The sequence below is a fragment of the Cupriavidus sp. 01L415 genome, from assembly GCF_056400065.1.
The window spans coordinates 44,615-61,305 of the sequence record NZ_JBFTSP010000012.1 but is presented as its reverse complement, the minus strand read 5'-3'; the positions used below and the strand labels follow the sequence as shown (position 1 = coordinate 61,305).

The window sequence follows — 16,691 nt, the reverse complement described above, 5'->3', positions numbered from 1 at the left end:
GGGTGCTCCAAAGTTTCTGTTATTGGAATTGCGGAATGCGCGCGTTCACGGACGGGCGGTAGCGGAGCGTACCCAGCAGGCGCGCAGGTTGCACGCCGCGCTGCAGCAGTCCCTCGACCGTGCAGGCGGCCAGCACCTGCGCGAGCGCATCGCCCGGGCAGCCGTGCCGGCCGGTGCCGAAGGTCCACGGCTTGCCGGCGTTGGTGGCGTGGCTGGTGGCGTGGCTCACCGTATCCGGGTCGTGCGATGCGGCCGCCAGCAGCACCAGCACGGCGTCTCCGGCCTTCACCGGCACCCTGCACAGCGTGGCATCCGCCGCCAGGAAGCGCCGCGTGTTCTGGACGGGCGGATCGGTGCGGGCAACGTCGGCGACCAGGGCGTCGAGATTGCCCAGGCCCGCGTCTCGTTCGACGTCCGGCCCGCCTTCCCGCCCGAGTTCCAGCCCGCCCTCCCGGCCCAGCCGCACGAGCGTATTGCCCACCAGACCCGCCGTGGCCTCGCACGCCTGGATCATCAGGCCGATGGCGTTGGCGGTCAGCACGGCCGGATCGATATCGGCTTCGCCCGCCACCGCCAGCATCGCGTGAAGCAGGCCATCGGACGACGCCCCGGCGGCATGCTCGCCCACCCATTGCGTCAGCCAGCGGGCCGCGGCCACGCCGGCCTCCACATCGGCGGGCGTCGCCAGCGGCGACATCGCCGTGGCAAAGGTCGTCACGAATCCGGCGACGCGCGTCGACACGTGGCCGTCGCCATCGCGCTCCAATGGCAGGCCCAGCAGGTCAGCCACGGTCAGCACCGGCAGGGTGAACATCCAGCGATTGGCCTCGTGCCCGTCATCGCTGTCGACGCGCGGCAAGCCCGCCGCCAGCGTGCGGGCTCGCGTGCGTGCAGCGCTCAGGTCGATGCCGGCCATCTGCCGCAGCAGGATCGTCTTCAGCGACGCGTGATTGACGCCATCGTTCATGCGGACCAGGCGCCCGAACAGTTCGCCGGCAGCATTCCCCGCGAGTGCGGGCGGCACGGGCTGTGCGGGGGGCCGGACACGGCAATCGGGATGATTGAGAACTTCCTCCACGGCCTGCGCGCTCGCGGCCACCCAGAGCCCGAGTGCGTCATGGCGATGGAACGGATGCTGCCGTGCCAGATCCCGGTAATAGGGATAGGGGTCGGCATGCGTGACAGCGGCAATCGGGTCGGTGGGGAGCATGGCGTGTCATGAGATTCCGGGATGCGTGCAGTGTGCTATGCCGCATGAGCCCGAAGTTTCACCGCGACGTGAACAATGGAATGTACGCGCAACGATCTTTGCTGCCTTGTCAGGGACCCCGAACGCCCCATGACGGCGCGCATGCCCTGTGCAGCGGACGCCGCCGCCGGTTGAGATTTAAGCGATTTCGTTACGCCCATTCAAATTAGTCAGTTCGCCTTGGCAGGGTGCGGCTTGTGGTCGAAACTCGACACACCACGGCAAGGCGGTGCCCGTTGCATGCGCCCTTCGCGCGGCGCCGCCTGGGTTGTCATGACTCTGGGAGATCACCATGGTACGAATACTGGCGTTGAGCCTGCTGGCGATGTCGCTGGTGGCATGCAGCAGCCCCGCTCCGAAGGCGTCGGCGCCCCCGCCGGCGGCGAAGGCTGCCGCCCCGGCTTCGGCGGCGGCGCCGGCACAGCCCGACGCCAATGCCGTCGACCCGGCCGCGATTCAGGCGCTCAAGACCATGGGCACCTATCTGCAATCGCTGAAGCGCTTCCATGTATCGATCGAACTGTCCGGCGAGCGGGTCCTGACCGACGGCCAGAAGCTGCAGCACACGGCCAGTTCCGAGCTCGACGTCGATCGCCCGAACAAGCTGCGGGCCCAGATGCGCAGCGCCCGCTCGCAGCGCGATCTCTTCTACGACGGCAAGACGGTGACCCTCTATACGCCTGCGCAGAAATACTATTCGAAGGCCGAGTTCAGCGATAACCTCGCCGGGCTGGTCAATCGGCTGGAGGAACGGTATGGCGTCGAGATTCCCACCGCCGATCTATTCCTCTTCGGCACGCCAGCCGCGCCGCTCAACAATATCGAGTCGGCGATGAATGCCGGACAGGACATCATCAACGGCGAACTCTGCGATCACTACGCGTTCCGCCAGGGCCAGTTCGACTGGCAGATCTGGATCGCCGCCGGCAGCAAGCCCTTGCCGCGCAAGCTCGTGATTACCAATCGCGGTGACGAGGCGCGTCCGCAATCGGTCACCCTGCTCAAGTGGAACCTGAATCCCACCTTCAAGGATTCGACGTTCAGCTTCACGCCGCCGAAGGACGCCAAGATGGCCGAGTTCGTTCCGCTGAAGACCCGGTAAAGGAGATCGCCATGAAATACGGATTCGGCAAGTCGCTCCTGGTCCTTTTGAGCGCGCTCGTTCTGGCGACCTACGGCTGGGCCCCCATGGCTGAAGCCGCACGCGGCGGTGGTGGTGGCGGTGGCGGACACGCCGGCGGAGGGGGTGGAGGTGGGCGCGCAGCCGCTACGGGCGGCGGTGGCGGTGGTGGCGGCGGACGCGCGGCCGCAACGGGTGGCGGAGGCCGCCAGATCGACAACAGCCACGCGGACGCGCGGACCAACAATGTCCGCAACACCAGCGTCAACAGTGTCAATAGCAACCGGAACGTCAACGTCAATTCGAACCGCAACGTCAACGTGAACGTCGAGGGCGGGGGCTGCTGTCACGGTGGCTGGGACAATGACTACCATCCGGTGGCCACGGCCGCCGCCGTCACCGCCACCGTTGCCGTGACGTCGGCCATCGTCGGCTCCATGGTCCGCACCGTCCCGCCAGGGTGCGTCCCCGTCAACTACGCCGGCATGGTCTACCAGCAGTGTGGCGCCACCTGGTATCAGCCACAGGGATCGCAATACGTGGTGGTCAACGCGCCCTACTGACGGGAGATACGCAGGAAGATCAGTGATATGAGCGGGGCGCCGGTGCTGCGGTCGCCCCGTTTTACAAGAAACGCTCGGCCATATCGAGCAGATTTGCTGCAGGCAGCAAACCCGATCGCGGAAAGCGTATCAGCGCGAAGGCGCGGACCATCGGCGGATCACCGGGAATCCGCGCGGACGCCACGTCAATCACGTCCCCTTCGCCAGTCGCGTCGGGAGGCAACAGGACGTTCATCCGGGTGAGCCGCATCCGGCGGGACTTCACACGCAAGTGCGATTTCGCGTCGGCGATGACCCCACCCAGGATGTCGAGCTGGCGATCCAGCGTGCCCGTGGTCACGGCCAGACGCGCCAGTTCGTCGTCGTTCTCCTGGATCTGGGCATTGAGCTTCGACAGTTCGCCGGGGTCCGGCGCGCTCCCGCCGCCGACCACCGAGGACATCCCTTTTCCCTGTGTCTCCAGCAGCCGCAGGCGTGTCTTGAGCAGGACGATCTCGCGCTTGAGCACATCGCGTCTTGACAGCTTTCCCGCGATTTTTGCGATCCCCTGCACCGCCAGCTGATCGAGTGCGCGCCGCAGGATCTCCTGCCGCAGATCCGCTTCCGTCCCCGCACAGATCCGGACCTGATGGTCGCCGAAGCTGATCGTCGTCAGCGGCACGTCCGAGCGCATCACGCCATTCTCAAGCGCCGTGCCCAGCGTCTGCCGCTCCGACATCGCCATGCCGAGCACCGCGTAGGCTTCCTCGGCGAGCGGAGCCGAGTCGAAGAATGCGCGCAAGTCCGTCGACCGGCTGATCGTGGTCTCCACATCCTCGGCGGTCGCGAAGAAGGCCCGGATGCAGGGGTCCGTCGCCCAGGCTGCCCGATTCCCCTCGCGCGCGGCGGGCAGGTCCGCGACCACCTTGCCGACATAGTCCAGCGCCACGCCGGCTTGCGGCGACAACTTCTTCTGGTAGCCGGAGACCAGCCGCAGACGCGGGTTGAGCGCCGTCATCCGCTCGACGATCTCATCGAGGTCGCGACGCTCATGCACAGGCGGCCGGGACGTGCGCCGGCGCAGCCAATTCACAATACTCATGAAGCGGCCTGTGGCCTTCGCGCCCGGTTGCTGGCTCGTCCTGTCCTACTTGGCCGGGCCGGGTTGCACGGACACGGCAAGCGCTTCCGTGTAGACCGCCTGGACCCGGTCCCCCTTCTTCACGTTCTTCATCTGCTCGGGGTCTTCCACCATCAGGTCCAGGACGCGCCCCTTGGGCCCCTTGACGGTGACGATCTGCGCTTCCTTGTTCACCGCGACGACGTCCGCCACCACGGTGACTTCACGCCCCACCGTGCCACCGGGCTTTGCACCCGGCGCGGCACGGTCCGCGCTCTCGCGTTCCTGCATCGAGGGCGGCCCGCTGCCCTTCTTGAGGCTGACGGTGAGCGCCTCCTTGTACTCGATGGTGACGATATCGCCCACCTTCAGCTGGTCGAAGTTCCGCACGTCCTCGCCCACCACGAGATCCCTCACCTTGCCGGCCTTCGTCTTCAGCGTGACCTTGCGCGCCGCGGCATCGATCGCCGTAATCGTCGCGGTCACCTTCGCCACGCCGGTCACGGTCGTCTGGTCAGGTGTGCGCGACACATTCGTCTGCACCTCGGGCTGCGCCACGGCCGGGCCTGCGAAGGCTGCCATCGCGGCCACGACAATCATCGTCTTCCTGATCATGTTTTCTCCTTCATTCACCCATTATTTGATGGTGTAGCCGCGTCCTTCCATGCATGCCGAATACGCGCGGTAGTAGGTGCTCATGGCGTTCTGCGTCTGGGCTTGTCCCGATGCCTGCGCATTGCGCTGGTTCTGGCGCGCCCGGGCGCCGCCCGCCATCGTGCCGACCGCGGCACCGGCGGCCGCGCCCTTGCCGGCATCCCCCGCAATGCCACCGATCACCGCGCCACCGAGTGCGCCTCTCGCTGCACCCCCCACCCGTTCGCCGCCGCCAACGGCCGGGCCGGCGGGTGCGGGCGGCGGCGCCGCGGCCACCGCCGCCGGGTCGATCCCGGTATTGGTCTTGGCCCACGAATAGCAATAGCCGTCGTCCTTTTGCTGCTGCTGCGCGCTCTGCCCCTTGGCGGGATAAGGAATGGGCTTCGATTGCGCGACGGCGCCAAGCGAGACCATCGTCGCTATCGCGATGGCCGCACACCGTATGGTCAATGTCGTCATGATGATTACCTCCTCGCTGTCTCCATGGCCCTGCTCGCCTGCCAGACGGTCATGAGCTGCCTCCGCTGGACGCCGGAACATCGGGCGCGGCCCCCGGCCCCGCTCCATGCGCAGGAGGCTGGGCGGCCTGCTTCTGCGCGGTACGACGCTCCAGTCCCCAGAAGAACATCGGAATGAAGAAGATGGCGATCACGGTCGCACCGAGCATTCCGCCGATCACGCCCGTGCCGAGCGACTGCCGGCTGGCCGCCGACGCGCCACTGGCAATCGCCAGCGGGATACAACCAAGAATGAACGCCAGCGACGTCATGATGATCGGACGCAGCCGCAGCTTGGCCGACTTGACCGCGGCGTCATACGCGCTGAGTCCCTCCTTCACGCGTATTTCCACGGCGAACTCGAAGATCAGGATGGCGTTCTTGGCGGCCAGTGCAATCAGCACTGTCAGGCCAATCTGGAAGTAGACGTCGTTCTGCATGCCCCGCAACAGGATGCCCACCAACGCGCCAAACAAGGCAAACGGCACCGCCAGGAGCACGCCAAGCGGCAATGACCACTTCTCGTACTGCGCGGCCAGGATCAGGAACACCATGAGCAATGCAAAAGCAAACACCAGCGCCGCCGTCGAGCCGGCCTTCTTCTCCTCATACGCCTGCCCGCTCCAGCCGTAGCTGTAGCCCTGGCCCAGCACTTCCGCCGCCACTTCCTCCATCGCCGTCAAGGCCTGACCCGAGCTGTATCCGGGCGCCGCGTCGCCGGTGATCTTGGCCGCGGGAAAATTGTTGAAGCGCGTCACCAGATCGGCGCCCGGCGTGTAGCGCGACGTCGTGACGGCCTTGATCGGCACCATGTCGCCCTTCGCGTTGCGGACGTAGAGCTTGTCGAGATCCTCGGGACGCGAGCGGAACTCCGGCTCCGCCTGCAGGATGACCTGGAACAGCCGGCTGTTCTTGGGAAACTGGCTGACGTACAGCGAGCCGAACATCGTCTGCAGCGCCGAGTAGACCTGATCGACCGGCACGCCCTGCGTCTCGGTGCGCTCCCGGTCAACGTCCACCAGCAATTGCCGGGACCGCGTGTTGATCGTGGAATTGACGCCGCGCAGCTCTGGCCGCTGGCGTGCCTTGGCGATGAAGGCGCGCACGCGTTCCTCGAGCTGCTGATAGGTGCCATCGCCGGTGGATTGCAGCCAGAACTCGAAGCCGCCGGTAGTACCGAGGCCCGGGATCGATGGCGGATTGACCGGAATAACAACCCCATCGCGGTAGGTCGAGAACTCGCGGGTGGCCCTCGCGATCAGGTCCTCCGCGCTTTCCCCTTTGCCGCGCTCGTGAAAGCCCTTGAGCGTCACGAACAGCGTCCCCGCATTGGCCTTGTTCTGGGAATCGATCAGGCTGTAGCCATCGGGCGAGGCCACCGACTTCACGCCCGGCTGCTTGGCGAACCACGCCGCCGCGCGACCGGACAATTCCTGGGTGCGATCCAGGCTGGCCGCGTCCGGCAGAATCACCGCGCCAAACAGATAGCCCTGGTCCTCCACGGGAAGGAACGATGACGGGATGCGCATGAACAGCAACACGCTGACCACGATCAGCGCGGCGACCAGCGCCAGCGAGATCACGACGCGCCGGATCACGAGCTGGATGGCGCTGCCATACCCCTCGACCAGGCGGTCAAAGCTCCGGTTGAACCAGCGGAAGAAGCGGTTCTTCTCGTGCTCCCCCGGCTTGAGCAGGATGGCGGCCAGCGCCGGTGACAACGTCAGCGCCACCACCCCGGATAGCAGCACGGAAACCGCCAGCGTGATGGCGAACTGCTTGTAGAGCTGCCCCGTGATGCCGGACAGGAAGGCCACCGGGATGAACACCGCCAGCAGCACCAGCACGATGGCGATCACCGGCCCGCCCACTTCATCCATGGCGTGCTTGGCGGCCTCCTTGGGTGGCATCTTGAACTCCACCATGTTCCGCTCGACGTTCTCGATCACCACAATGGCATCGTCCACCACGATCCCGATGGCCAGCACCATGCCGAACAATGTCAGCATGTTCACGGAAAAGCCGAATGCCGACATCGCCATGAACGTGCCGATGATCGACACCGGCACCGCCAGGATCGGCACCAGCGTCGCCCGGAAACTCTGCAGGAAGATATAGACCACCAGGATCACGAGGATCACGGCGTCACGCAGCGTATGCACCACCTCGTTGATCGATTCGTGCACGAACTCGGTGGTATCGAGCGCGATGTCGTATTCCAGGCCCGGCGGGAACGTCTTCTTCATCTCTGCCAGCGTGTTGCGCACCTGCTCCGCCACGGCCAGCGCATTCGCGCCCGGTTGCTGGTAGACCGCCAGCAGCGTGGCCGTCTTGCCCTTGTAGCGGCTGCGCAGCGAATAGTCCTTCGAGCCCAGCTCCGCGCGGCCGATGTCCTTGAGGCGCACCAGCGCGGCCTCGCCCGACGCGGCACGCAGGATGATGTTCTCGAATTCCTCCGGCTCCGTCATGCGGCCCTTGGTCGCCACCGGGAAGGTCTGCTTGACCGGGCCCGCTGTCGGCGACTGCCCGATGCGGCCCGCGGAGAACTGCTCGTTCTGCTTGCTCACCGCGTTCTGGACGTCTTCCACCGTGATCCCCAGCCGCGCCATCCGGTCGGGGCGCAGCCAGACCCGCATGGCGTAGTCCGGCGTGCCGAAGATGGAGGCCTGGTTGGCGCCCGGGATGCGCTTGAGCGCATCGAGGATATAGATATTGGTGTAGTTGTCGACGAAGGTCTGCGGATAGCTGTTGTCCGGCGAGTAGACCGCGATCACCATCATGAATGCCGACGACCGCTTCTGCACCGACACCCCCTGCTTGGTCACCGCGTCCGGCAACGTCGGCAACGCCAGGTTGACGCGGTTCTGCACGTCGACCTGCGCCAGCGCCGGGTCCGTGCCGATCTCGAAATAGACCGTCAGCGTCAGGTTGCCCGTCGACGAACTGGTCGACGACATATAAAGCATGTTGTCCGCGCCGTTGACCTGCTGCTCGATCGGCGCGGCCACGTTCTGCGCCACCACTTCCGAGCTGGCGCCAGGATAGGTCGTGGTCACCGTGATACTGGGCGGCGTGATGTCCGGGAATTGCGCGATAGGCAGGTTGACCATGGCCACCAGCCCACCCACCACGATGATGATCGACAGCACCGACGCGAAAATCGGCCGGTCGATGAAGAAGTGGGAGAGCTTCATGGCTTCGCCCCTTCATGCGCCGCTCCCGGGGTGGCGCCCGGCGGATTTGCGCCCGGATTCGCACCTGACGCTGCCCCGGCTGCGCGACCCAGGCTTGCCGCACCGGGTCCGCCCGGCGGCGGTCCGGATGTGGCCTGCCCGGCCGGGCGCGGGGCTGCCGGCACGGGCTTGACCGACGCACCGGGAATCAGCCGCACCGAGCCATCGACGATCACCTGGTCGCCTTCACGCAGCCCGGACCGTACGACCCAGTTACCCTCCGACCATTCCCCTACTTCCACCACGCGCGACTCGGCCTTGTTGTCCTTGCCCACGGTCCAGATGGTTTCGCCGCGCTGACCCTGTACCACCGCTTCCTGCGGCACGGTAATGGCGCGCGTCCGCTGTGCGCCAAACAGCTTGACGCGCACGAACTGCCCCGGACGCAGCGATCCGGTCGGGTTGGCCACCTCAGCGCGGACCAGATAGGTCCCGGTCTCGGCATTGAACGACGCATCGGCAAAGGCAATCCGGCCGCGATGCGGATAGACGCTGCCGTCGGCCAGCACGATCTCCACCTCGAACTTGCCACGCTCCGGCATTTTCAGCGACCCGGAGGCCTGCTGCGATTGCGACTGCAGCACCTCGTTCTCCGACAAACTGAAATTCACCCACATCGGGTCGAGCTTCGCCACGTACGTCAGCAGGCTGTTGCCCGCATCGATATAGGTGCCGACCTGCTTCTTGGCGAAGCTGCTCAGGCCACTGACCGGTGACATGATGGTCGTATAGCCCAGGTTGAGTTTCGCGTTGACGACGTTGGCCTTGGCCTGCTCGACCGCGGCGGCGGCGGCCTGCTCCTGTCCCGTGGAGTCGTCCAGGTCCTTCTGGCTCAGGGCATTCCTGGCGGCCAGCGGCCGGACGCGATTCAGGTTGGCGCGCGCCGTGGTCAGCCGCGCCTGTTGCTGCGCCAGTTCTGCCTCGGCTGCGGACAAGGCGGCCTTGAACGGCTTCTGATCCATCCGGAACAGCACTTCACCGGCCTTCACCAGCGAGCCCTCGGTGTAGAGCCGCTGTTCGAGAAAACCGTTGACCCGCGCACGGATCTCGACCTGCTGGGAGCTCTGCGTCTCGCCGACAAATTCGAAGGTCAGCGGCACATCGCGCAAGGACACCGTGATGACGCCGACTTCGGCCGCCACGGCCGCTGGTGGCTTGGTTTCCTTCTTGCCACACCCGGCGGCCAGGACGATGGACAGGCCGACGAGGATCCGTTGCCAGTTGTTGTTGTTCAGACCGCTTCGCATCTCGATCTCCTCCCTGGCATGGCGTCGCGATTCTCCGGCGCGCCGCCTCGTCCCCGGCAGGCCATGGCGTCCTGCCGGTGCGCCTTCTACTTGCTGCGACTTCGGATGCCTGACAACGCCCGCACCGGGTGAGCCAAACGACGCCTATCCTGCGGGGCGCGCCGATCTCGCCTCTAAGAGTGCGTCTCGCGCCAGGTCATGACAATTGGACCAAAGTCCAACGCACGGCAGCGTCATGGCGAGCCACTCCATGGCTTGACGGATTGCATCAGGTCCATCAGCTGGCCGGCGCTGAATGGCTTGCGCAGGTAGCCGATCGCCCCGGCGGACAGGGCCTTTTCACGCACATCGGGGACGTCGTACGCCGTGATAAACAGCACGGGCAAGGCTGCCGGCGCTAGGCGCCGCTGGATCTCCAGTCCGCCGATCTCGGGCATGCAGACATCCAGGATGACGCAATCCGGCCGGTACCAGGGCTCCCTGGCGATCTTGTCGAGCAGCGCCAGGCCGCTGGTGTAGGTGTCGACCGCGATACCCGCCGCACGCAGCAGCCGCGCGATGGCGCGCGCTACGGACTCGTCATCGTCCACGACGGCGACAAAAGTTTCGGAAGGACCCATGAGGAGGAGACCTGGATGCGTAAGGCAATCGCGGTCATGCGCATGTCATGACAACATGTCTTCTCAACAGGCTATGAAACGCAGGCGCCCGGGGATATTGGACCAAGGTCCATCCGCGAGGGTCCGGCGTGCGTGCTAGTGCGGCGGGCGCCCCTCCTCGATGGCGGCGAGGCCGATCTTGTCGGCGATACGCACCAGTTCGGGCAGCGACGTGACTTCCAGCTTCCGCATGACGCGCGCCCGGTGCGCCTTGATGGTCTTCTCGACGGTGCCCAGCTCACACGCCACCTGCTTGTTGAGCCGGCCTGTCACCACCCAGGCCATGACCTCGCGTTCCCGGGGGGTCAGCCGATCGACCCGCGCATTCAGCTGCCTGAGTTCGTTGCGTCGCGCGTGGCGCTGCACGGCGACCTCGCACCCCCGGGCCACCGCGGCCAGCAGGACCGTATCCGAGACCGGCTTCAGCAGGAAATCCATCGCCCCGGCCTGCATCGCGACGACGGTCAACGGCACGTCCGCATGGCCGGTCAGGATGATGATGGGCAACTTTTCCCGCAGCATCTGTTGCAGCGCGATGCCGTTCACGCCGGGCATCTCCAGATCCAGCAGCAGGCATGCCGGCTCGCTGTCCGGGTCAACGGCCGCGAAGAAGTCGTTGGCCGAACTGAACGGGATCGCGCAATGCCCATGCGCCGCCAGCAGCCGGACCAGCGCGCGCCTGACGCTTGCTTCGTCATCAACGATATAGATCTTCGGCATTGTTTCGCTCATTGCGCCCTCCTTCCGAGAAGGAACGATGCATGGCCGCACCCATGGCCGCCGTACGCCCCACGCCCCGATCCGGCAGCACGGCCTCCGGTGGCAGGGAGAACCGGAAGGTCATGCCGCCTTCCTCGTTATTGCGCGCCTGTAGGTAACCGCCGTGGCGCTCGACGATGGAGCGGCTGATGGAGAGCCCCAGACCCATGCCATGGGGTTTCGAGGTGACGAACGGCACGAACATGTTGTCCAGTTCACCGGACGCGACGCCGCAACCGGTGTCACACACCGAGACCTGCACCATGCCGTCGGCCTCCGCCGCCAGCACGCTCACCTCCCGGGCGCAACCCGCACCGGGGCCGCGCGCATCGCTCGTATTTCTCGCATCGATGGCATCGAACGCATTCAGCAGCAGGTTCAGCAGCACCTGCTGGATCTGGACCGGATCACCGATGACGCGCGGCAGTGAAGGCGCCATGCGGCGCCTGACGACGATGTCGCGGCTGAGCGCGTCGGCACGGACCAGCGTCATCACATCCTCGATGACGGCATTCAGGTCGACTGGCGCGAACTGGGTGGCCTCGCCCCGGATCAGCGCGCGAATCTGGCGGACCAGCGCGCTGGCACGACACGCATCGCTTGCTACATCCTCGAGGATCTCGCGCACCTCCGCCACGTTCGCGGGATCGGTATCGAGGTATTTGAGCGCGGCCTGCGCATTGCTGGTGATGGCGGTCAGGGGCTGGTTGAGCTCATGGGCCAGCGACCCGGCCAGTTCGCCCATGCTGGAGACTCGCGACAGATCCACGAGCCGTCGGTAGTCCGGATCGGATGTCGCCAGCGAACCGGGCGACTTGCCCGTGCCGGACGTCGTCCCGCCACGGCCCGCTTGCCAGCCGGCGAACAGGCCGCCGATCTTGCAGGCGACCAGTCCGAACGCCGTCGCGACCGCCAGCCGGATGGGAAGCGTCATGGCGAAATCCCCAGGGGATGTACAGCGCGGCAAACACGATTGCGCGCGACGCGAGGCGCTCGCACGGCGCAAGGCATCCCAGTGCAACGCAGGATGCCTCCACGCTTTGCCCGACGCACATTCTTTGCACCCCTACCACCTTAGGTTTCATTTTTGGCGATTGCAAACTTTGCCGAAGACCATCGCCTCGCCAGCGGCGAGATGCTGCGATCACCCGGCAACGCGTGGCGAGTGCTGCGTCGGGCGCGGCGATGGCTTCGCAGGAACTGATACGCCTCATGCAAGCCTTCTCTCCGGACGTCTCTCCTCATCCCCTCTCGTTTTCCCGGACTGTCCCAGAATGCAAAAACGTTGTCCCGGATAGTCAAAACCACCGGCAACCAATCTTCGATACTTCGCCGTCATGACTCGACGGTGGCGCGGCCCCGGTGCGAGTCCCACTCGCAACCCTTTCCGCATTCATCATGGATTTTCTCGCTGACACAACCGTCCTGTTCGTGCCCGGCCTGCGTGACCACGTACCGGAACACTGGCAGACACTGCTCCAGGCGCAACTGCCCAACGCCCGCTCGGTGCCCCCGCTCGAGCACGACAAGCTGAGCCGCGCCGCACGCGTGGCCGCACTGGATCAGGCGCTTGCCGCCATCGACGGTCCGGTCGTACTCGTGGCGCACAGCGCAGGGGTGATGATCACCGCGCATTGGGCCGCGCTCCATCAACGCAAGATTCGCGCCGCACTGCTGGCCGCGCCTGCCGACCTCGAAAGCCCGATGCCCGCTGGCTATCCCACCCGGGCGGCCCTCGACGAGCACGGCTGGCTGCCAATTCCGCGGCATCCCCTGCCTTTCCCGAGCATCGTCGCCGCCAGCCGCAACGACCCGTTGGCCGCTTACACGCGCGTGGAACAGATGGCGCGCGACTGGGGCGCCGGACTGGTCGATCTCGGCGAGGTGGGACACCTCAACCCCGCAGCGGGATACGGGCCGTGGCCGCAAGCCACGACCTTGCTCGAACGCCTGCTGCGCAACGCGTAGACGCATAGCCCTAGCCCCATCCAACAACGATTTCGCAGTACCTGGCAGTACCCATTCCGACGGGAACACCCACATCGCAATAGTGAGAAAAAAATGAAAGGAGATACACGTATGAAGTTCAAGGGCATGGCCACGGCCGCATTGCTCGTCTGCGCGGGGAGCGCCTTCGCGCAGTCGAACGTCACGCTATATGGCGTGCTCGACATGAACCTGGAGTATGTCAACCACGTGGGTCAGGTGCCAACCGCCGCCAACGGGTTCAATCGGGGTCCTTCGAACCACGTCTATCGGATGGACTCCGGTGGCATGGCCGGGTCCCGCTGGGGTCTGCGCGGCACCGAAGACCTTGGCAATGGCCTCAAGGGCGTGTTCGTGCTGGAGTCCGGCATCAGCGCCGATAACGGCACGCTGCAGCAAAGCGGTCGCCTGTTCGGTCGCCAGGCATTCATCGGCCTGCAAAAGGCGGGGATCGGGCAACTGAGCCTGGGCCGCCAATACACCTCGATGTTCGAGGCGCTGGCCAACTTCTCGCCGACCGCCTACGCCACCCAGTACGAGCCGGTGGTGCTGCAATCGGGCGCGAACTTCCGCGAGGACAACACCGTCAAGTACACCGGCCAGTTCGGCCCCGTCACCGCGCTTGCGCACTTCTCCTTCGGCACCGGCCTGGCCCTGCCCCAGACCGTTGGCGTGGCAACGCCGATCGGCGGCAATGGCGAAGTACCCGGCCAGTTCCGGCGCGATACCGCCTACGGCACCGCCTTCGCCTATCAGACCGGCCCGTTCGGCGCGACGATCGGCTACGACCAGTGGAACCCGACAATCGGCACCAGCAGCGGCACGATCAAGAAGGCCGTGGTCGGCGCGAGCTATACGTGGAACAACACCGCCAAGATCATGGGCGGCTACCGCTGGGGCCAGAACAAGAACGCGGCCGGAACGCTGATCCAGCGTGACGACTTCTTCTGGATTGGCGCCAACTACCAGGTGACGCCGGCCATCGGCCTGACGCTCGAATACAACTACGACAACGTCAAGAGCCTCTTCGGCAATACCAGCGTGGCCAATCCGTGGCAGGTCGCGTTCGTGGCGAACTATGCGTTCTCCAAGCGCACCGATGTCTACCTGACCACGGCCTATGCGAAGAACGCTGGCCTGATGATGGAATCGCTCGCCACGGTCTACGCCAACAGCCTGTCACTGGGCAACAGCTATGCGCTGGCCAACGGCCAGAGCAACATGCTCGGCGCGGCCGTCGGCATTCGCCACAAGTTCTGATATTGCCTGTATCGGGAAAAACGGGGATGGGCGGGGACGGGCGATTCAATCCCGTTCCGCCCTCCCATCCCCGATGATTTTCGGCCTGGCCACGCTGTGTGGCCCTTTTCTTCTTTATTCGCCAGAACGCTCAGGGGGCAGGTGCAGGCGGCGGCAAGTTGGGCTTGTAGTTGGCAGGTGGCGTCGCGGGTGGCGCCGCAAGCATCTGGCCGTAGACCGGGACCCGGTGTCCTCTGGCGTACATGCACTGCATATAGGCCGCGTCGTATTGGTCCTGCGCACTGTAGCCCGAGTCGCTTGAATTGCTGGCCCCGAACGCCGAACTGCTCGCCGCCGCCATGCCGGACGCTTGATGCGAGCTCACGCCGCCGGCCCGGCCCTGCGCGAACTGACGGCAATCGATGTCATCGCCGACAAACTGGTCGAACGTCTTGTGAGTGCCCGGAAGCACCATCACGCTGGGGGCCGACGGCATTGTCGTACAGGCGCCCACCGCAAGCGCGGCCGCCATCAGCAGGGAAACGGAACGCGGCTTCATCAATGCCCCGGCATTACAGCGACGGCTGGGCCGGCTCCGTCTGCCAGCCGCCCGGACATTCCTTGACGTACGGGTAATAGCCACTGGGCTGGTCGCAGCGGTACCACCATGCGTTCGCCGAGGCACCATCCGACCCATCGCCTTGTTCGATGTATTGCACCGAAGGCGCGTAGTAACTGGCGTAGGCATCGGGGTATGACCAGCCGTAGTATGGATATCCCCACCAGCCCCAGCCGCCACCTACCACGAAAACCGCGTGCCCGTGCCCATGGTGAAAGCCGCCATGGTGGAAGCCACCGTGACCGTGAAAGCCGCCGCTGTGCATGCCGCCGCCGTGCATGCCACCGCCGCCACCGCCGCCACCGCGACCGCCACCTCGACCGGCGGCCAGCGTCGGACCGCCGGCGGCCATCGCCACCCCTGCCACCAATGCCAGGACGATCTGGCAAAACCTGCGCCCGTTCATGATGTGCCCCCTGCTTTGCTGCCCGACGTCCGGGTCACCCGGAACTCGCGCCGGACCTTAGGAGTGCGCCGAGCCTGCATCCCGTAAACCGCTGACAGGTCGGATTTATTCCATCAACCAGCCCCCGGCTTCCTTGTGCTGTCATGACAGGATGAAGAAGTATCTCGGACGATCCTTTGGGGCACCCTGCATGCGCTAGGGCGGCGGCGTCTTGCCGCCATCGTCCGTGAAGTTGTAGAGGTGCGTGTTGTCGGGCGCTTCCCCGATCCTGGTGCCGCTCGGCCGGAACCCGATGTGGCGACCGTAGTTCTCGCTGTCCGACTTCGCGCTTTGGGTGGCCAGCTCGACGGCCTCCGGGTAGGCCATCGGCTGCTTGTCCTTCTCGATCTCGAGCAGCTTCGTCTGCCCATTCACGCGCACGCTGTACCGGCCCAGGTTGTAGAGGAGATACATCGCGAAGAGGTTGTCGACATCCTGATAAGCGCCCTCGTCCCGGCGGAAGTCGAGGGACAAGACCGAGGGGAATCGATTGGGCAAGTCCTTGAAGGCCACCTTGTCCTCCTCGAGCGGATCCACATAGGTCGAGCCACCGTACTTCTTGTACAGCACGACGTCCATGCCGTACCCGCGCTTGCCCCACTCCCGGATCAGCTTCATCGCCATCTCGGTGGGCACATTGGCTCTAGCGGCCGCCACCACCCGCCGTCCGGACAGGAACCTGGCGCTGGTGACCTCCAGGTCCTTGTAGCCCGCGCCAAACTTGAACGCGGCGCCGATGGTTTTCGCGCAGTTGAGGCGCAGGTAGTCGTACTTGATTTCGCCGCTGTGATACTCGGTGTTGCGGGCCCGCCGGTGATAGTCGTCATTGATGCGCCGGAAGTACGCCGCCAGGGCCGCCTTGTCGCTGGCCGGTACGCCGTGGACGCGCACGCCGATCACCGATCGCTTGTAGATCTCGCCGAAGTCGAGACCAAATGAAGCCGTCTCGTCGACCGAGGAGACGGTCCTGAACAAGTATTCCTTCTTCGGGATGCCTACCATCAGATCCTTCGTGTAGTAGCCCTTTTCGTGCTTGCGCGTGCGGTCCGCGTAGAAGTTGGCCGAGTAGACCAGATCGTCGCCGGGCACATCGTCCCGGATCGCCAGCGCGAAATGGCCGGCCGATCCGCCCTTGGAGGTGCCAAAGCTGATAAGCAGCTCCAGGTCATAAGGATCCTCGCGAAGGACGTCGGCAATCTGGTCGATGTTGGCAGGCTCGGGCCCGCCCTTGCTGCCGAAGTCGGCTGCGACCGCACCCTCTGACAAGAGCACGGCGATGACTACGAACCAGATCGCTAGCCTCTTCCTCATCGCTCCGCTCC

General features: G+C 65.4%; 16 protein-coding genes. 4 read left to right on the top strand and 12 right to left on the bottom strand.

Going from position 1 to position 16,691, the window contains the following annotated elements:
* Positions 1-19: 19 nt before the first annotated feature.
* Positions 20-1,210, bottom strand: coding sequence for a cytochrome P450 family protein (locus AC1DOX_RS18185; protein ID WP_441619296.1), 1,191 nt, complete (start codon positions 1,208-1,210; stop codon positions 20-22).
* 331 nt (positions 1,211-1,541) lie between these two features.
* Here AC1DOX_RS18185 and AC1DOX_RS18180 point away from each other — a divergent pair, with 331 nt between their 5' ends.
* Both AC1DOX_RS18180 and AC1DOX_RS18175 read left to right on the top strand, forming a co-directional pair.
* Positions 1,542-2,351, top strand: coding sequence for a DUF2092 domain-containing protein (locus AC1DOX_RS18180; RefSeq protein ID WP_441619294.1), 810 nt, complete (start codon positions 1,542-1,544; stop codon positions 2,349-2,351).
* An 11-nt stretch (positions 2,352-2,362) separates the two neighbouring features.
* A complete protein-coding gene (locus AC1DOX_RS18175) occupies positions 2,363-2,932 on the top strand; it encodes a hypothetical protein (protein ID WP_441619292.1) in 570 nt (189 codons plus the stop codon).
* A 61-nt stretch (positions 2,933-2,993) separates the two neighbouring features.
* On the opposite strand, the gene AC1DOX_RS18170 is transcribed toward AC1DOX_RS18175, so the two are convergent.
* From AC1DOX_RS18170 to AC1DOX_RS18135, 8 genes are all read right to left on the bottom strand, one after another.
* Positions 2,994-4,013: a hypothetical protein gene (locus AC1DOX_RS18170; RefSeq protein WP_441619290.1), complete on the bottom strand. Its 1,020-nt coding sequence runs from the start codon at positions 4,011-4,013 to the stop codon at positions 2,994-2,996.
* 45 nt (positions 4,014-4,058) lie between these two features.
* Positions 4,059-4,646, bottom strand: a complete 588-nt coding sequence (locus AC1DOX_RS18165) for a hypothetical protein (RefSeq protein WP_441619289.1) — start codon at positions 4,644-4,646, stop codon at positions 4,059-4,061.
* 21 nt (positions 4,647-4,667) lie between these two features.
* Entirely contained in the window at positions 4,668-5,144 is a 477-nt protein-coding gene (locus tag AC1DOX_RS18160) for a glycine zipper domain-containing protein (RefSeq protein ID WP_441619287.1), read from the bottom strand.
* 49 nt (positions 5,145-5,193) lie between these two features.
* Positions 5,194-8,376: an efflux RND transporter permease subunit gene (locus AC1DOX_RS18155; RefSeq protein WP_441619285.1), complete on the bottom strand. Its 3,183-nt coding sequence runs from the start codon at positions 8,374-8,376 to the stop codon at positions 5,194-5,196.
* Positions 8,373-9,662, bottom strand: a complete 1,290-nt coding sequence (locus AC1DOX_RS18150) for an efflux RND transporter periplasmic adaptor subunit (protein WP_441619283.1) — start codon at positions 9,660-9,662, stop codon at positions 8,373-8,375. Before AC1DOX_RS18150 ends, AC1DOX_RS18155 begins: the two co-directional genes overlap by 4 nt.
* A 233-nt stretch (positions 9,663-9,895) precedes the next feature.
* Positions 9,896-10,282 carry a response regulator transcription factor gene (locus AC1DOX_RS18145; protein WP_092141740.1) on the bottom strand — a complete coding sequence of 129 codons (387 nt, stop codon included), beginning with the start codon at positions 10,280-10,282 and terminating at the stop codon, positions 9,896-9,898.
* A 135-nt stretch (positions 10,283-10,417) separates the two neighbouring features.
* A complete protein-coding gene (locus AC1DOX_RS18140) occupies positions 10,418-11,053 on the bottom strand; it encodes a response regulator transcription factor (protein WP_441619281.1) in 636 nt (211 codons plus the stop codon).
* Positions 11,019-12,014, bottom strand: a complete 996-nt coding sequence (locus AC1DOX_RS18135) for a sensor histidine kinase (RefSeq protein ID WP_441619279.1) — start codon at positions 12,012-12,014, stop codon at positions 11,019-11,021. Before AC1DOX_RS18135 ends, AC1DOX_RS18140 begins: the two co-directional genes overlap by 35 nt.
* A gap of 464 nt (positions 12,015-12,478) precedes the next feature.
* On the opposite strand from AC1DOX_RS18135, the gene AC1DOX_RS18130 reads away from it, so the two are divergent.
* Positions 12,479-13,048 (top strand): RBBP9/YdeN family alpha/beta hydrolase, encoded by a 570-nt coding sequence (locus AC1DOX_RS18130; protein WP_441619277.1) that lies wholly within the window; start codon positions 12,479-12,481, stop codon positions 13,046-13,048.
* A gap of 111 nt (positions 13,049-13,159) precedes the next feature.
* Positions 13,160-14,326 (top strand): porin, encoded by a 1,167-nt coding sequence (locus AC1DOX_RS18125; RefSeq protein ID WP_441619275.1) that lies wholly within the window; start codon positions 13,160-13,162, stop codon positions 14,324-14,326.
* Positions 14,327-14,456: 130 nt separating this feature from the next.
* On the opposite strand, the gene AC1DOX_RS18120 is transcribed toward AC1DOX_RS18125, so the two are convergent.
* From AC1DOX_RS18120 to AC1DOX_RS18110, 3 genes are all read right to left on the bottom strand, one after another.
* Complete coding sequence (locus tag AC1DOX_RS18120; RefSeq protein ID WP_441619273.1) at positions 14,457-14,864, bottom strand: glycine zipper family protein; 408 nt, start codon at positions 14,862-14,864, stop codon at positions 14,457-14,459.
* A 13-nt stretch (positions 14,865-14,877) separates the two neighbouring features.
* Complete coding sequence (locus AC1DOX_RS18115) at positions 14,878-15,330, bottom strand: hypothetical protein (RefSeq protein ID WP_441619271.1); 453 nt, start codon at positions 15,328-15,330, stop codon at positions 14,878-14,880.
* A gap of 195 nt (positions 15,331-15,525) precedes the next feature.
* Positions 15,526-16,680 carry a hypothetical protein gene (locus AC1DOX_RS18110; protein WP_441619269.1) on the bottom strand — a complete coding sequence of 385 codons (1,155 nt, stop codon included), beginning with the start codon at positions 16,678-16,680 and terminating at the stop codon, positions 15,526-15,528.
* Between the last annotated feature and the right edge of the window lie 11 nt (positions 16,681-16,691).

What these genes read in the sequence shown, in the direction of transcription:
- AC1DOX_RS18185 (WP_441619296.1), bottom strand. Translation starts at nt 1,210, where the DNA reads ATGCTCCCCACCGACCCGATTGCCGCTGTCACGCATGCCGACCCCTAT.
- AC1DOX_RS18180 (WP_441619294.1), top strand. Translation starts at nt 1,542, where the DNA reads ATGGTACGAATACTGGCGTTGAGCCTGCTGGCGATGTCGCTGGTGGCA.
- AC1DOX_RS18175 (WP_441619292.1), top strand. Translation starts at nt 2,363, where the DNA reads ATGAAATACGGATTCGGCAAGTCGCTCCTGGTCCTTTTGAGCGCGCTC.
- AC1DOX_RS18170 (WP_441619290.1), bottom strand. Translation starts at nt 4,013, where the DNA reads ATGAGTATTGTGAATTGGCTGCGCCGGCGCACGTCCCGGCCGCCTGTG.
- AC1DOX_RS18165 (WP_441619289.1), bottom strand. Translation starts at nt 4,646, where the DNA reads ATGATCAGGAAGACGATGATTGTCGTGGCCGCGATGGCAGCCTTCGCA.
- AC1DOX_RS18160 (WP_441619287.1), bottom strand. Translation starts at nt 5,144, where the DNA reads ATGACGACATTGACCATACGGTGTGCGGCCATCGCGATAGCGACGATG.
- AC1DOX_RS18155 (WP_441619285.1), bottom strand. Translation starts at nt 8,376, where the DNA reads ATGAAGCTCTCCCACTTCTTCATCGACCGGCCGATTTTCGCGTCGGTG.
- AC1DOX_RS18150 (WP_441619283.1), bottom strand. Translation starts at nt 9,662, where the DNA reads ATGCGAAGCGGTCTGAACAACAACAACTGGCAACGGATCCTCGTCGGC.
- AC1DOX_RS18145 (WP_092141740.1), bottom strand. Translation starts at nt 10,282, where the DNA reads ATGGGTCCTTCCGAAACTTTTGTCGCCGTCGTGGACGATGACGAGTCC.
- AC1DOX_RS18140 (WP_441619281.1), bottom strand. Translation starts at nt 11,053, where the DNA reads ATGAGCGAAACAATGCCGAAGATCTATATCGTTGATGACGAAGCAAGC.
- AC1DOX_RS18135 (WP_441619279.1), bottom strand. Translation starts at nt 12,014, where the DNA reads ATGACGCTTCCCATCCGGCTGGCGGTCGCGACGGCGTTCGGACTGGTC.
- AC1DOX_RS18130 (WP_441619277.1), top strand. Translation starts at nt 12,479, where the DNA reads ATGGATTTTCTCGCTGACACAACCGTCCTGTTCGTGCCCGGCCTGCGT.
- AC1DOX_RS18125 (WP_441619275.1), top strand. Translation starts at nt 13,160, where the DNA reads ATGAAGTTCAAGGGCATGGCCACGGCCGCATTGCTCGTCTGCGCGGGG.
- AC1DOX_RS18120 (WP_441619273.1), bottom strand. Translation starts at nt 14,864, where the DNA reads ATGAAGCCGCGTTCCGTTTCCCTGCTGATGGCGGCCGCGCTTGCGGTG.
- AC1DOX_RS18115 (WP_441619271.1), bottom strand. Translation starts at nt 15,330, where the DNA reads ATGAACGGGCGCAGGTTTTGCCAGATCGTCCTGGCATTGGTGGCAGGG.
- AC1DOX_RS18110 (WP_441619269.1), bottom strand. Translation starts at nt 16,680, where the DNA reads ATGAGGAAGAGGCTAGCGATCTGGTTCGTAGTCATCGCCGTGCTCTTG.